The organism is Sorangium sp. So ce119 (genome assembly GCF_051524405.1).
GTDB lineage: Bacteria > Myxococcota_A > Polyangia > Polyangiales > Polyangiaceae > Sorangium > Sorangium cellulosum_G.
The window spans coordinates 6,605,078-6,617,936 of record NZ_CP150310.1 but is presented as its reverse complement, the minus strand read 5'-3'; the positions used below and the strand labels follow the sequence as shown (position 1 = coordinate 6,617,936).

Here is a 12,859-nt window from a genome sequence, read left to right as displayed (position 1 = left end):
GCGCCCGGCCATGCAGCCGGTATGCGCTGATTCAGCGCCGCGCGCCTGTCCCCTCGTCACATCGGCCGGCCGCCGCTCGCGCGGATGATCTCCCCGGTGACCGCGGTGTTCGCCGCCGAGCACAGGAAGACGATGGTCGGCGCCACCTCCTCGGGCCGCAATAGCCGGCCCACGGGGTACGCCTTCCCGCGCTGCGCCATCACCTCCGGCGATATCACCCCGATCATCTTGTCGGTCACGGTCAAGCCCGGGACCACCACGTTGGTCAAGATCCCGTGCGGCCCGAGCTCGCGCGCGAGCACCGCCGTGAGCCCGTGGAGCGCCGACTTGGCGGCGGCGTAGGGCCCGGTGCCCACCACGCCGTCGAGCGCCACGCCAGAGGAGACGTTGACGATCCGGCCCCAGCCCCGGGCGCGCATGGAGGGCACCGCGGCCTGGATCGCGGCGAAGGCGCCGTCGATGTTGTCGTGGAGGGTGCCCTGCCACTCGGCGAGCGGGATGTCCTCGAAGCGCGGCGCCTCCCAGGGCAGGCGCTCGCTCCAGCGGACCGCGTTGTTGACGAGGACATCGAGCTGCCCGAAGCGCGCCAGGGCGGCCGCGACAGCCGCCTTGATCGACTCCGTCGATCCGAGGTCGAGCTCCAGCGCCAGCGCCTCGCCGCCTTGCCGCTCGATCTCCCGGACGACCTCCGCGGCCTTCTCGCGCTCGCTCCGGTAGGTGAGCGCCACGCGGGCCCCCTCGGCCGCGAGCTGCAAAGCCACCTCCCTGCCGATCCCCTGCGAGCCGCCGGTCACCAGCGCGGCCCTCTTCTTCAGTCCCAGCTTCATGCGACACCTCGCTTTCGAGTGGAAGGTAGCCTGAGTGGAAGGAACTTCCAACAATAAATTGGAAGAATCTTCCATCTAGGCCGGCTGGTCAGCGGCGCGCAGCTGGGGTAGGGGAGGGGGCATGGCCGTGGCTCGACAGAGCGGCGTGGCCCGCCGGGAGGCGCTGCTGGACGCGGCGCTCCGCTGCTTCGAGCAGCGAGGCATCTTGCGCACGGGCATCGAGGACGTCCGCAAGGAGGCTGGGGCGAGCCCTTCGAGCGTGTACCACCTGTTCGAGGATTTCCCGGCGCTGGTGGCGGCGCTGCTCGGGCGGACCTTCGAGCGGCTTGTCGGGTACGTGACCGCGCGCGTGCTCGCCGCCAGGACGGCGCGCACGGCGGTGCGGGCGCTGGTGGAGGCGCACCTGACCTGGGTGTTCGAGCACGAGGCCGAGGCGCGCTTCATGTACCAGGCCCTCGCGCTGGAGCTGGACGGGCACCACCGCGCCGCGCTCCGGGACGAAAAGGCGCGGCTCAAGGCGGAGGTGACGGCGCACCTGACGGAGCTCGGCGTCTTCTCCGGGGCGCGCTCGTCCGAGGTGGTGCTCGACGTGGTGCTGCTCGGCCCGGCGCACCAGGCCTGCCGTCTGTACCTGTCCGCGCGCGGCGCCGTGGACCCCGCGTGGATGAGGGCGACCCTGCCCGACCTCGCGTGCGGAGCGCTGGCCACGGTCGAGCCCGCGGCCCGGGCGGCGCGGACCGGCAAGGGCGCGGCCGCCGCGGAGCCTGCTCAGGAGCCCGGCGGGAGAAGAAAGAGCAAGCCGAGCCGCGGATGACACACGGGTGAATCGCGGCGCAACTCGCCGCAGCGCAGACACAGGGCGCGTAGGTAAAAGAAGCCGGATCGCAGCGCGAAGAAGTGGTGCGCAGCAAACCGAAAGGGTGGGACCGCGAGCGTCGTGATGGCTCGGTCCTGGGTCGAAAGAGCGTGGTCCGGGGCGGCGCCGAGCGCGCTAGGGGCGCATCGGCGTGCCGTGGGCACACGTGTCCGTCCGGGCGTTGGTCTGGCCCGGGAGGCGCGTCGCGAGACGCTATGCGGCGTCACCGGGCGCCTTGCGGCGCAGAACGGTGCTCTTCAACGCTCGGGGCTCCGGGTCGCCTGCGGCGCCCTGCGCCCCGAACCCCCAGTACGGCGGCCACCGCGTGGACGCTGGGAGAGCGTGCTGGGACGTCGGTCGGCTCGCCGAGCGCGGAGAGGAAGCGGGCGATGTTCCTTGGCTCGGTCACCATGGTGACGAGCTTCATCCGCCCCTTGCAAGCTGGGCACTCGAGGACGTCGATCCCGTCAGCGAAGGCTCGTCCATGCGCGGCGCGTCGAACTCGGCGATCAGCAGCAGATCGCAGCGCGCGCGCGCCCAGCGGAGCAGCGCCGGCCGCTCGGCCGGGGCGATCGCGTGCAGGCAGAAGGTCGCCTGCGCGACCGCCCAGCTCCGCGACGCCATGGCGGGATCCGCGGCGAGGTCCTGGAATCGCCCGCTGAAGGCCTCGAAGCCGACGCCCCGCGCCGAGAGCGCCGCGGCGCACCGCTCGAGCAGCGGCGCCGCCGGCTCCACCACGGTCACCCGCCGCACCGCCGGCGTCAGCGCGGGCAGCAGGGCCATGCCGTCGCCAGCGCCTATGTCGAGCAGATCGAAGGGCGCCTCCGGGTACTGGCCGGCAAGCGCCGCGCTGGTCTCCCGGTAGAGCGGCACATTGCCGCCGCCGCGGATGAAGGCGGCGAACCCCTCCGCGGACACGTAGACGTTGCGCTTCCCCTCCCGGCCGACCCGCGCGAGGTGCGCCGCGGCCGCGCGGAACAGCGGGTCTCCCGGCGAGGCCTCCGCGGCGCGGGCGGCGAAGGCCGCGGCGTCCGCGGTGCGCTCGTCGGCGAACGCCAGCATCGCGAGGTAGCAGAGCTCCTCCGGCGACGGCGCCGCGGCGGCGGCCGCAGCCTCGTCGAGCCCGGCGGCGCGATGACGATCCCAGATCCGCTTCAGCATGGTTCTCCTTTTCCTGCGCGTTGCCTCGCTCGTCCGGCGCGCGAGCGGAGCCCTCATCTCATGATCGGGAACGAGCCCGAGCGGCGCGGCCCGGACGCGCCGTGCTGTTCGCGAGCGAGCTCTCCTCTGCGGCCGCTGCAGCAGCGCCGCCGTGACTGACGCGCCTGGCCAGCGACCGCGTCAGCGCTTCGTGGTGGGCTGCTCCCAGCACACGACCTCGTCGGTCGCGACCCCCTCGCCGGCACCGCCGCCGGGGTGCGCGCAGGCCATGAACACCTCGTGGCCGCAGCCCTTCACCTCGAAGACGTCGAGCTCGTCCAGACTCTCCCGCGTCGCTGCGTCCTCTTCGGCCCGGTCCTTCTGCCATTTCGCCAGCCGGCCGGGGTCGTTCTTCACCTCGTCGGGCGGCGCCTCAGCGGGTCTTTTCGCGAGCACGATCGAGCCCCATTTCACGTCGTCGCGTGAGCGGACCGTGATGCGGTCCTCGGGACAGCTGTGCTTTCTCCCGAACTCCTCCCGCGCGCCGGTCTTGAGCCGCTTGCACCCGATGGAGAAGACGACCGCGAGGAGCATGAGGAAGGACAGACGGACAAGCGAGCGATAGGCGGCGTTGGTGTTCATGGATTCCAATCGCATGTCAATCCGTGTGCAGAAGAGCGCCTGTTCTGTGGATATGTTACAGGTTTTCATGCCGCTGTCGAGGTCGCGGAGCACGAGCGTGGTCGAAGGCGGAGGTCGCGAAGCTGCATGAGCTGCTGCTTCGTAGGCCGGCCGCGGCTAGCTAGAACAGCTTGGCGCTCGCTCCCGCCTTGGCGCGCATCTTGATGATGTTGATGTAGGCTGGCTGCTGCTTCAGCATCTGTGGTCGGGAAGTCTCGCCCTCGCCGCTCGAGCGTGCAACGGTCCGGCGATTCCAGATCGACGCCCCCGCACAGATGAAGCCGACCATGATGGGATAGACGGCGCAGCGTTCGACGAGGCCGATGAGGACGTTGGCCCCCGAGCTGGCGACCACGAGGAAGGCCACCATCGAGGCGAGCCCGAACACGCCGAGGACGACCATGGCCCTCCCGGCTTTGGGAGTGACGCCGACTTGTTGACGCTGGCGTCCAAGGAGCATCGCGAGCACGTTGCCTCCGACGATAGACGCGAAGGCGCCCAGGGCGTGATAGTCGACTGCGCCGTCGGGCGGCTCTCCGGAACCGGGGTTGAACGCCAGCAAGACGCCGCCAAGCGCGACGAGAGCTCCCAGGATGAGCGCTGCCCAGCGGCGCCAGCTTCGCAGGCCCTTGAGCGCGGCGACACCGATGAAGAACATGATCCCGAAGAGAAAGAACCCGGTGTTCATGACCCACGCGAGTGGCGATTTCATGAACTGGCCAAGAGCCTCGAGGGGGCCACGGACTCCCAGGTTGCTGATGTAGTGATGCGTGTAGCTGTAGGGAGGATCCGTCCATGCCGCGGCGGCGATGAACTCGGCGAGGAAGAAGATCACTGCCCCGGCGACGAGCAGCGCGCCGGCGGGGCGACGTTGCATCATCTGGTTCGCCTCGGGTGCGGGCCTCGCGCGCTCCTTTGGTTCCGAGCTGGAGGTGGGGTTGTTCTCGGTCATGTTCGGGTTCTCTCGGTTGTCGGTCGCGAGGCTCAGCGAAACAGAAGCCCCAGCGTGTGCTTTGCGTCGGCGCTCGAGCAGTCGACGCGCGACGCCCAGCCGCGCGCCAGCTCAGCCGGCCCAAGAAAGCCGGGCGACAGCTTCTCGAACGTCTCGTGTCGCCTCATGTTGAACAGCCTGCACCGTCGCGCTCAAGACCACCAGGACATTGATCGCAACGGTTTCAGACCCTATAGGTCTGAATCATGGAGCTACGTCACCTGCGGTACTTCATCGCCGTCGCGGAAGCGGAGCACTTCGGAAGGGCGGCCGAGCGGCTTCACGTCTCGCAGTCGCCCTTGAGCCGGCAAATCGCTCAGCTCGAAGCTGAGATCGGCGTCGAGCTCTTCGTGCCCTCGGGACGCGGGGTGAAGCTGTCCGCCGCCGGCCGGAGCTTCCTCGAAGGTGCGCGCGCGACCCTGGCTCGCGCCGCGCTCGCGGTCGAGGACGCCCGCGCGACGGCGCAAGGCCGTATCGGGACGGTCGTGGTCGGATTCGACGGGGCCCTGGCTGACACCCTCCTGCTGCCGAGGATCGTGCAGACGTTCCGCGCGCGTCATCCGCGCGTCGAGGTACGCCTTCGGCCGCTGCCGAGCGAGGAGCAGGTCGCCGCGCTGCGCGATGGCAAGATCTCGGTCGGGTACGGCTACCATTCGCCGGAAGACAACCCGCTCTTCCGCTTCCGCGTGCTGTATCGCGAGCGCGTCGGCGTCGTGATGTCGAAGAGCCATCGCCTCGCTGCACGGCGCACGCTGAGGGTCGCGGACCTGAAGCAGGAGCGCTTTCTCTGGCCTCCGCGCAAGGAGGGCCCGCGCCTCCACGACGACATCATCGCCGCCTTCCGGGCGCATGATCTCACGCTCGAGCTCGCCCACGAGGAGGCCAGCAGCGATGTGATCTTCATGCTGGTGGCGAGCGGCGAAGGTCTCAGCTTGTGTCCCGAGAGCGCCGCGTCGACGCTCCTTGCCGGAGTGGTGTTCAAGCGGGTTCGGGACCTCAACGTCGTCATCCTTGGCCGCTCGGTGTGGCGCGCCATGGACGACAAGGACCCGCTCGTGCGGTCGCTCCTCGATATCACGAATTCGGTGCATGGATCCTCACGATAGGCGTGCGCCAGGCGGGACTGCTCACGCTCGACTTCTTCACGTCGCCCGTCCAGCCCAACCCCTCCTGGCTGGGGACCCTGAAGGTGCTGATCTCGATCCCGTCCGCCGGCATCCATGACCAGTTCGTCGGGACGACCAACCTGAGCCCCGCCAACAAGAAGGCGTTCGCGCCCGTCACGTTCACGCTCGCGGCGCCGACCGTGACCGCGCTGAACGCGTCGCCGAGCGACGTGTCGCTGACGATCGAGCTCAACGTGAACGCAGGCTCGGGGCCCTACTTCGTGGACAACGTCCGGTTCACGAACTGACCGCAGGCGCCGCGGCACTCCCGCGCTCGGTTCCCCGACGCGTGCTCGCGGCGCGGCGCCCTGGCAGCACCCCCTTTGCGCCCCTCGCGCGCGCCCGGGCGACGTCATGCGTCTTAGAGATGGACAACCCGAGGCCCCCGGGTATATTGCGACGTTCTTGCTAGCACTCACATCTCGCGAGTGCCAGACCCCAAGCCAACGCGAGCATCCGCCGGACAGCAGAGGCGCGCCCGGAGCTGTTCCCAGGGAGACCGGGGAGCAGGGGCCGAGCGCGCCGCCGCGCACGCACGGGATGAAGCGACGTCAGGTCGTGACCGGTGAGTCACGCCCGGAGAGAACCAGAATGAAAATCCGACCGCTCCAGGACCGTGTGATCGTTCGTCGCGTGCAGGAGGAGGAGAAGACCAAGGGAGGTCTCTTCATCCCGGACAGCGCGAAGGAGAAGCCGACGGAGGCCATCGTGCTCGCCGTGGGCAACGGGAAGACCCTCGAGGACGGCACCGTCCGCAAGCTCGACGTGAAGGAGGGCGACCGCGTCCTCTTCGGCAAGTACACGGGGAACGAGGTCAAGATCGACGGCGAGCAGGCCCTCATCCTCCGTGAAGAAGACATCCTCGGCGTTATCGAGAGCTGATTCGGGCAAGACCGTTTCCAGGAGATTCGCACCATGGCAGCCAAAGAAATCATCTACAACGAGTCGGCCCGAAGCATGATCCTCGCGGGCGTCAACGCCCTCGCGGACGCGGTGAAGGTCACCCTCGGCCCCAAGGGCCGGAACGTCGTCATCGAGCGGAGCTTCGGCTCCCCCACGATCACCAAGGACGGCGTGACCGTCGCCAAGGAGATCGAGCTGGAGAATCGCTTCGAGAACATGGGCGCCCAGATGGTGCGCGAAGTGGCCTCGAAGACCAGCGACATCGCCGGTGACGGCACGACGACCGCGACCGTGCTCGCCCAGGCGATCTACCGCGAGGGCTCGAAGCTCGTCGCCGCGGGCCACAACCCGATGGAGATCAAGCGCGGCATCGACAAGGCCGTCGAGGCCGTCGTGGCGCACCTCAAGGGCGCCTCCAAGTCGACCCAGGACGCGAAGGAGATCGCGCAGGTCGGCACCATCAGCGCGAACGGCGACCTCACCATCGGCAAGCTCCTCGCGGACGCGATGGAGAAGGTCGGCAAGGAGGGCGTGATCACGGTCGAGGAGGCGAAGAGCCTCGAGACGACGCTCGACGTGGTCGAGGGCATGCAGTTCGACCGCGGCTACCTCTCGCCGTACTTCGTGACCGACCCCGAGGCCATGAAGTGCACCATGGAGGACGCGTATGTCCTCATCTCGGAGAAGAAGATCTCCAACATGAAGGATATCCTGCCGGTGCTCGAGGCGATCGCCAAGAGCCAGAAGCAGCTCCTCATCATCGCGGAGGACATCGAGGGCGAGGCGCTCGCGACGCTGGTCGTCAACAAGCTCCGCGGCACCCTCCACTGCGCCGCCGTCAAGGCCCCGGGCTTCGGCGACCGCCGCAAGGAGATGCTCAAGGACATCGCGACCCTGACCGACGGCCAGGTGATCGCGGAGGAGCTCGGGCTCAGGCTCGAGAACGTCACGCTCAGCGACCTCGGCCGCGTGAAGACGGTGATCATCGACAAGGACAACACCACGCTCGTCGGCGGCCAGGGCACGAAGGACAAGATCAAGGCTCGGCTGGCGGAGATCCGCGGGCAGATCGAGCACACGACGAGCGACTACGACCGCGAGAAGCTCCAGGAGCGTCTGGCGAAGCTCGTCGGCGGCGTGGCGGTGGTCAAGGTCGGCGCCGCGACCGAGACCGAGATGAAGGAGAAGAAGGCCCGCGTCGAGGACGCGCTCCACGCGACCCGCGCGGCCGTCGAGGAGGGCATCGTCCCGGGCGGCGGCGTGGCGCTCATCCGCGCCCAGGCCGCCCTCGAGAAGCTCCAGGTGAGCGACGAGCAGCGGTCCGGCGTGAACATCATCCGCCGCTCCATCGAGGAGCCCCTCCGCCAGATCGCCGCCAACGCGGGCGAAGAGGGCTCGATCGTGGTGCAGAAGGTCCGCGAGGGGAAGGACTCGTTCGGGTACAACGCCGCGAGCGGCGAGTACGGCGACCTGATCGCGCTGGGCGTCATCGACCCGGCGAAGGTCGTCCGCTCCGCGCTCCAGAACGCGGCGAGCGTCGCGAGCCTGATGCTGACGACCGAGGCGCTCATCGCCGAGCGCCCGAAGGACGAGAAGCCGGCCGGCGCCGGTGGCCACGCGGGCCACGGCCACGGCGACTTCTAGTCTCCTGAGGGCGCGCGCAGGGCGATGAGCCCGCGCGTGCCCGCCTGGAGGGGCGTGAGGGCCGGTTTCCCGGGCGGGAGACCGGCCCTTCGCCTTTTGTGCTCCGGAGGCGCCCCGCCGCGAGCGCTCACGCCGGCCCGCCGTGCGCCGCGGGGGGCGGCCCGCGGCGCCGCCTCCCCCCCCGCCGGCCGCGCGTCCGCGGCCACGCGGAGCAGCTCCTGGAAGTGCCGCTCCACGGGGCCGAGATCGATGCCGTCCAGCGCGTAGGTAAAAGAAGCCGGATCGCAGCGCGAAGAAGTGGTGCGCAGCAAACCGAAAGGGTGGGACCGCGAGCGTCGTGATGGCTCGGTCCTGGGCCGAAAGAGCGTGGTCCGGGCGGCGCCGAGCGCGCTAGGGGCGCATCGGCGTGCCGTGGGCACACGTGTCCGTCCGGGCGTTGGTCTGGCCCGGGAGGCGCGTCGCGAGACGCTATGCGGCGTCACCGGGCGCCTTGCGGCGCACAACGGTGCTCTTCCAGTACGGCGGGCGCAACGTGGGCGTTGGGAGAGCGTGCTGGAACATCGGTCGGCTCGCCGAGCGCGGAGAGGAAGCGGGCGATGCTGCTCGCGCCGGCGGTGACGCGGCTGCTCGCGACCTACCCCGATGTCCGCGTCGAGTGCCTCACCGACGATCGCTATGTCGATCTCGTCGGCGAGCGCATCGACGTCGCCCTCCGGGTCCTCTCGCCGCGGGACCGCTCCGCGCTCGGCGCGCGCCGCCTCGGCGAGACGAGCCCTGTCCTGTGCGCGTCCCCTGCCTACCTCGAGGCTCGCGGGGCCCCGCGGGCGCCCGAGGGCCTGTCGTCGCACGCCCTGTGCGTGTTCGGCCGGGATCGGAGCGCCTTCTCCTTCCGCCTCGTCGATCGCACAGGCGCAGGTCGCGCCGTCCGGGTCCGCGCCGTGCCGCGCCTCCTGACCACGAGCGACGCCCACCTGCGCTCGGCGTGCCTCGGCGCGGCGGGCATCGCGCTCATCCCGCCGTTCCTCGTCGACGCCGATCTCCGCGCCGGGCGCCTCGTGCGCGTCCTCCCTCGCTGGGCCGGCGCGGCGCTCCGCCTGTTCGCCGTCACGCTGAGCGCGCGCGCCGTCCCGGCGCACGTCCGCGTCTTCCTCGACCTCCTCTACGCGCACGTGCGCCAGCACCCGCAGCTGCTCGACGACGCCGCGTGACGCGCCGGGACCTCACCACCGATCCGCGGGCGGCGACACCGCCAGCACGACCTTGTCGAGGTCGGTCACGACGAGCAGCCGGTCCTGCTCGTCGAAGACCATGTCGGACAGGAAATGCGGCGCGAGACCCTCGCTGCGCTCCATCCAGCTGACGCCGGCGTCCTTCGATAGCCACACCCGGACCAGGTGATTCTCGCCGTCTTCGCTGTACTCGAAGCGACCCACGGCGAGGACGCCGGAGGCGGAGACGGCGGCGTGCCAGGAAGAGGCGCTGTCCAGCTTCGGGCTCTCGGAGGGCGTCACGTCCGTCCAGCGCTCGCCATCGTCGCTTCGCCAGACGCTGTCCGAAGCGCTGACGAGGTACAAGGTGCCGCGACCGTCCTCGAGCACGTTCCGGAAGCTCCGGCTCGGAGGCTCGGGGATCGAGCTGGTCGGGACCTCGGACCAGCTCGCGTCGCCGGGCACGCGGCGGAACAGGCGCCCCGCGCCGCCCGCCACCAGCAGGAGGCTGCCGTCGTCGCTGGCCCGGAGCGAGATCTCGCCAGATACGCCGTCGGGGTAGGGGATCGAGGTCCACTGGTCCGGACCGTCGTAGCGCCACAGCCCTCCACGACCGTGCATCCAGGTGCCCGCCGCCGAGGTGACCATCGTGATGGGCTCGAATCCATCCGGTACCAGGCCGACGGGGATCCACGTCCTCGTGGTCGTGTCGTGACGGATCAGCGAGATGACGCCCACGGCGTCGGGGGCTCGGGCGCTCACGCCGAGGAGCGTTCCGGAGTGGTCCCGACCGAGGAACCAGAAGGTGCCGTCGCGGAATCCCGGGGACGCGTACCCGGACTCCATGCGCTGCCACGTCGCTCCGCCGTCCTCCGTCCAGACTTGCCCGATCTGCGAGACCTCACCGCTCAGGATCTGGGGCTGGCCCCACCGGATGGCCCAGAGGCTCGGGCCGAGCACCATCGCGCGCCTCGACCCCTGACGCACCGCGGGCGTCGGAAATAAGGTCCAGAACGGCTGCTCGGTGGAGGCATCGTCCGGAGGCGGAAGCCCGGCGTCGCCGTCCGCCGCGCCCTGTCCCGTACCGCTCGTGGGGGGGAGCGGGCCCGCCCCGCCGGTGCCCGCGGAGGGATCACCGCCGTTCGAGCCCTGGCCGCAACCGAGCACCGTGACGGCGAGCATGAGCGTATATCCAAGAATCCGCATGTCGTGCTGCTCCTTGAAACGGAAGAGAGACCCAACTCGAATCGAGAACGTCAAGCCGTAACCACCGCCGGGGGTCGACCGGATTGCTCCATCGAGCGCTCCGCGCGCCGCCGGCATCGAGGGATCGTGTCAGCGGGTGTACAGGACCTCCGACGAGCTCATCAAGGTAAAGCGGGTTGGAACCGTGCGCAGCGTGGCGGCGCCGGATGACCGCCGGACCCGGGGGGTGTGATACAAGCAAACGGTCGTCATGACGGGACAGCGGACGAGGCGCGTAGGTAAAAGAAGCCGGATCGCAGCGCGAAGAAGTGGTGCGCAGCAAACCGAAAGGGTGGGACCGCGAGCGTCGTGATGGCTCGGTCCTGGGTCGAAAGAGCGTGGTCCGGGCGGCGCCGAGCGCGCTAGGGGCGCATCGGCGTGCCGTGGGCACACGTGTCCGTCCGGGCGTTGGTCTGGCCCGGGAGGCGCGTCGCGAGACGCTATGCGGCGTCACCGGGCGCCTTGCGGCGCAGAACGGTGCTCTTCCAGTACGGCGGGCGCAACGTGGGCGTTGGGAGAGCGTGCTGGAACATCGGTCGGCTCGCCGAGCGTGGAGAGGAAGCGGGCGATGTTCCTTGGCTCGGTCACCATGGCGACGGGCTTCATCCGCCCCTTGCAAGCTGGGCACTCGAGGACATCGATCGCACATGTGCGGCGCAAGAGCTCGGCGAGGTTTGTCGACCGCCCGATAGCCGCCACGCTTGCGTTTCGAAGCGGCGTCATCGTCCGCCTTCGTAGGCTCTTGTGGCTTCGCAGGGCGCGGTCCGATGCGCTTGCGCGCCAACGTGGGCGACTTGCCGAGGCGAGCACGCCAGCGTACTTGACGGTGTGAAAGCGCGGCGGCGGGACGCTGGCCGCGAGGCGGCACAGGAGCGAGAGCGGATCCATGTCCACCGCGATAGTCCCGTCAGCGAAGGCGCGCTTGAGCGACAGCCGCTCTTCGCCTCGGTCTTTCCCGAGCTTGAGGTCCGCGTCGCGCGCTCGTCGCTCGTCCGCGTCATGCGCACGGACGAGGCGCTTGTCGGGGAGGCGATCATGGGCGTCGCGACGCTGGGGGGGCCGGGCGGCGGTGCCGGTGAACGGCTTTGACGCGGTGCTCCGCGTCAGCGACCCTTTGACGTGGGGAGACGTGCCCTGGCGGGTCGAGGCGCACGGCAGAGTCCGCACCCATGTCCTGCCTGCGCTCGCCGGTACCGGGGCCTATTTGCGCGCTCTGCTCGTGCACACGCAGGAGCAGGGCGGGCTCGCGCTCGGGCCGGACAGCGGCAGCCACCTCGGATTCAATCCGCTCGGGGAGGCCGCGGCGCCGATCGTGACCATCCTCTTCGATGGCCAGGTGCCGGCAGCGAGCGAAGGGTCTGGATCGAGCGCCGAGATCTTGGGGGTTGCTACTCCGCGGGCCCGGTGAGACAGTAACAAGCTACCCGGGGCGCGACGATACGCCCACAGCAACGATCCAGGAAGGGACGATGAGCCATGTCGGAGTACCGTAGAAGCCTCGATGTCAAGCAGGGTTACGACTTCAACAAGGCCAGACAGCCCGCCGTTGGTTTCATCACTAAGATGAAGATCGGCGAGAAAGAGCTGAAGGCGGATCAGGCCTGCAAGGACCCGATGAACCCGACCGCGGACCTCCCGGTCGTGGCGGTGCTGAGCGGCGTCCTCTGGGAGACGGGCGTCACCGATGCCGTCTACCTTTCGGGGCAGATCTCGCCGACAAACCGGCAGGAGGTGGCAATGCTCACGTACAAGGAGCTCCTCAACATCAATGCCGCGTTCCAGTTCATGGTGTACGAGTACGACAAGGTCGCGAAAAAGTACTTCGTTGCGTTCAAGAGCACGGACACCGACATGAACGGCCTCATCGAAAAGCGCGGGGAAGAACTGACATTCCGGTGGCGGACGACGCCTCGAGCGAGGTCGAGTCGCCGGAGAACTATGCGTTTCAGATCGGCATCAAGCCGCAGACCTCCGCCCAGGCTCTCCATATCGCCACGGCGGATCAAAAAAACGTCATCAAATCCTGGGGGCTCAAGGTCGGCTGACCTCGGGTCCGGGCGCGTAGGTAACAGAAGCCGGATCGCAGCGCGAAGAAGTGTAGCGCAGCAAACCGAAAGGGTGGGACCGCGAGCGTCGTGATGGCTCGGTCCTGGGTCGAAAGAGCGTGGTCCGGGCGGCGCCGAGCGCGCTAGGGGCGC

The 12,859-nt window shown here is 69.4% G+C and carries 15 protein-coding genes; 9 read left to right on the top strand and 6 right to left on the bottom strand.

Annotated elements, in window-relative coordinates; all coding sequences use genetic code 11:
* Positions 1-56 precede the first annotated feature (56 nt).
* Positions 57-827 carry an SDR family NAD(P)-dependent oxidoreductase gene (locus WME76_RS24970; RefSeq protein WP_437954787.1) on the bottom strand — a complete coding sequence of 257 codons (771 nt, stop codon included), beginning with the start codon at positions 825-827 and terminating at the stop codon, positions 57-59.
* Positions 828-948: 121 nt separating this feature from the next.
* On the opposite strand from WME76_RS24970, the gene WME76_RS24965 reads away from it, so the two are divergent.
* Positions 949-1,641 carry a TetR/AcrR family transcriptional regulator gene (locus WME76_RS24965; RefSeq protein ID WP_437954786.1) on the top strand — a complete coding sequence of 231 codons (693 nt, stop codon included), beginning with the start codon at positions 949-951 and terminating at the stop codon, positions 1,639-1,641.
* 465 nt (positions 1,642-2,106) lie between these two features.
* On the opposite strand, the gene WME76_RS24960 is transcribed toward WME76_RS24965, so the two are convergent.
* From WME76_RS24960 to WME76_RS24945, 4 genes are all read right to left on the bottom strand, one after another.
* On the bottom strand, positions 2,107-2,844 hold the full coding sequence (locus WME76_RS24960; protein ID WP_437954785.1) for a class I SAM-dependent methyltransferase: 738 nt from the start codon (positions 2,842-2,844) through the stop codon (positions 2,107-2,109).
* Between the two features lie 180 nt (positions 2,845-3,024).
* Positions 3,025-3,480 (bottom strand): hypothetical protein, encoded by a 456-nt coding sequence (locus WME76_RS24955; RefSeq protein WP_437313651.1) that lies wholly within the window; start codon positions 3,478-3,480, stop codon positions 3,025-3,027.
* 145 nt (positions 3,481-3,625) lie between these two features.
* Positions 3,626-4,456 carry a DUF998 domain-containing protein gene (locus WME76_RS24950; protein ID WP_148314292.1) on the bottom strand — a complete coding sequence of 277 codons (831 nt, stop codon included), beginning with the start codon at positions 4,454-4,456 and terminating at the stop codon, positions 3,626-3,628.
* Positions 4,457-4,488: 32 nt separating this feature from the next.
* The gene (locus WME76_RS24945) at positions 4,489-4,623 is read right to left on the bottom strand and encodes a hypothetical protein (protein ID WP_437284697.1); all 135 of its coding nucleotides are present in this window, start codon (positions 4,621-4,623) and stop codon (positions 4,489-4,491) included.
* Between the two features lie 78 nt (positions 4,624-4,701).
* Between WME76_RS24945 and WME76_RS24940 the strand changes: the two genes are divergently transcribed.
* The 5 genes from WME76_RS24940 (at position 4,702) to WME76_RS24920 (ending at position 9,416) form a co-directional block, all read left to right on the top strand.
* Entirely contained in the window at positions 4,702-5,601 is a 900-nt protein-coding gene (locus WME76_RS24940) for a LysR family transcriptional regulator (protein ID WP_437954784.1), read from the top strand.
* A 2-nt stretch (positions 5,602-5,603) separates the two neighbouring features.
* On the top strand, positions 5,604-5,909 hold the full coding sequence (locus tag WME76_RS24935) for a hypothetical protein (RefSeq protein WP_437954783.1): 306 nt from the start codon (positions 5,604-5,606) through the stop codon (positions 5,907-5,909).
* A gap of 343 nt (positions 5,910-6,252) precedes the next feature.
* Positions 6,253-6,543, top strand: coding sequence for a co-chaperone GroES (gene groES / locus WME76_RS24930; protein ID WP_437954782.1), 291 nt, complete (start codon positions 6,253-6,255; stop codon positions 6,541-6,543).
* 33 nt (positions 6,544-6,576) lie between these two features.
* Positions 6,577-8,208 carry a chaperonin GroEL gene (groL, locus tag WME76_RS24925; protein WP_437954781.1) on the top strand — a complete coding sequence of 544 codons (1,632 nt, stop codon included), beginning with the start codon at positions 6,577-6,579 and terminating at the stop codon, positions 8,206-8,208.
* A gap of 596 nt (positions 8,209-8,804) precedes the next feature.
* A complete protein-coding gene (locus WME76_RS24920; protein WP_437954780.1) occupies positions 8,805-9,416 on the top strand; it encodes a substrate binding domain-containing protein in 612 nt (203 codons plus the stop codon).
* A gap of 12 nt (positions 9,417-9,428) precedes the next feature.
* On the opposite strand, the gene WME76_RS24915 is transcribed toward WME76_RS24920, so the two are convergent.
* Entirely contained in the window at positions 9,429-10,379 is a 951-nt protein-coding gene (locus WME76_RS24915) for a hypothetical protein (RefSeq protein ID WP_437954779.1), read from the bottom strand.
* Between the two features lie 1,110 nt (positions 10,380-11,489).
* Between WME76_RS24915 and WME76_RS24910 the strand changes: the two genes are divergently transcribed.
* The 3 genes from WME76_RS24910 (at position 11,490) to WME76_RS24900 (ending at position 12,800) form a co-directional block, all read left to right on the top strand.
* Entirely contained in the window at positions 11,490-11,750 is a 261-nt protein-coding gene (locus tag WME76_RS24910) for a hypothetical protein (RefSeq protein WP_437954778.1), read from the top strand.
* Complete coding sequence (locus WME76_RS24905) at positions 11,737-12,069, top strand: hypothetical protein (RefSeq protein ID WP_437954777.1); 333 nt, start codon at positions 11,737-11,739, stop codon at positions 12,067-12,069. Before WME76_RS24910 ends, WME76_RS24905 begins: the two co-directional genes overlap by 14 nt.
* A gap of 68 nt (positions 12,070-12,137) precedes the next feature.
* A complete protein-coding gene (locus WME76_RS24900; RefSeq protein WP_437954776.1) occupies positions 12,138-12,800 on the top strand; it encodes a hypothetical protein in 663 nt (220 codons plus the stop codon).
* Positions 12,801-12,859: the final 59 nt, after the last annotated feature.

Bases quoted from the DNA above. Each gene is read 5' to 3' on its own strand.
- WME76_RS24970 (WP_437954787.1), bottom strand. From the start codon at position 827: ATGAAGCTGGGACTGAAGAAGAGGGCCGCGCTGGTGACCGGCGGCTCG.
- WME76_RS24965 (WP_437954786.1), top strand. From the start codon at position 949: ATGGCCGTGGCTCGACAGAGCGGCGTGGCCCGCCGGGAGGCGCTGCTG.
- WME76_RS24960 (WP_437954785.1), bottom strand. From the start codon at position 2,844: ATGCTGAAGCGGATCTGGGATCGTCATCGCGCCGCCGGGCTCGACGAG.
- WME76_RS24955 (WP_437313651.1), bottom strand. From the start codon at position 3,480: ATGCGATTGGAATCCATGAACACCAACGCCGCCTATCGCTCGCTTGTC.
- WME76_RS24950 (WP_148314292.1), bottom strand. From the start codon at position 4,456: ATGACCGAGAACAACCCCACCTCCAGCTCGGAACCAAAGGAGCGCGCG.
- WME76_RS24945 (WP_437284697.1), bottom strand. From the start codon at position 4,623: ATGAGGCGACACGAGACGTTCGAGAAGCTGTCGCCCGGCTTTCTTGGG.
- WME76_RS24940 (WP_437954784.1), top strand. From the start codon at position 4,702: ATGGAGCTACGTCACCTGCGGTACTTCATCGCCGTCGCGGAAGCGGAG.
- groES (WP_437954782.1), top strand. From the start codon at position 6,253: ATGAAAATCCGACCGCTCCAGGACCGTGTGATCGTTCGTCGCGTGCAG.
- groL (WP_437954781.1), top strand. From the start codon at position 6,577: ATGGCAGCCAAAGAAATCATCTACAACGAGTCGGCCCGAAGCATGATC.
- WME76_RS24920 (WP_437954780.1), top strand. From the start codon at position 8,805: ATGCTGCTCGCGCCGGCGGTGACGCGGCTGCTCGCGACCTACCCCGAT.
- WME76_RS24915 (WP_437954779.1), bottom strand. From the start codon at position 10,379: ATGGTGCTCGGCCCGAGCCTCTGGGCCATCCGGTGGGGCCAGCCCCAG.
- WME76_RS24900 (WP_437954776.1), top strand. From the start codon at position 12,138: ATGTCGGAGTACCGTAGAAGCCTCGATGTCAAGCAGGGTTACGACTTC.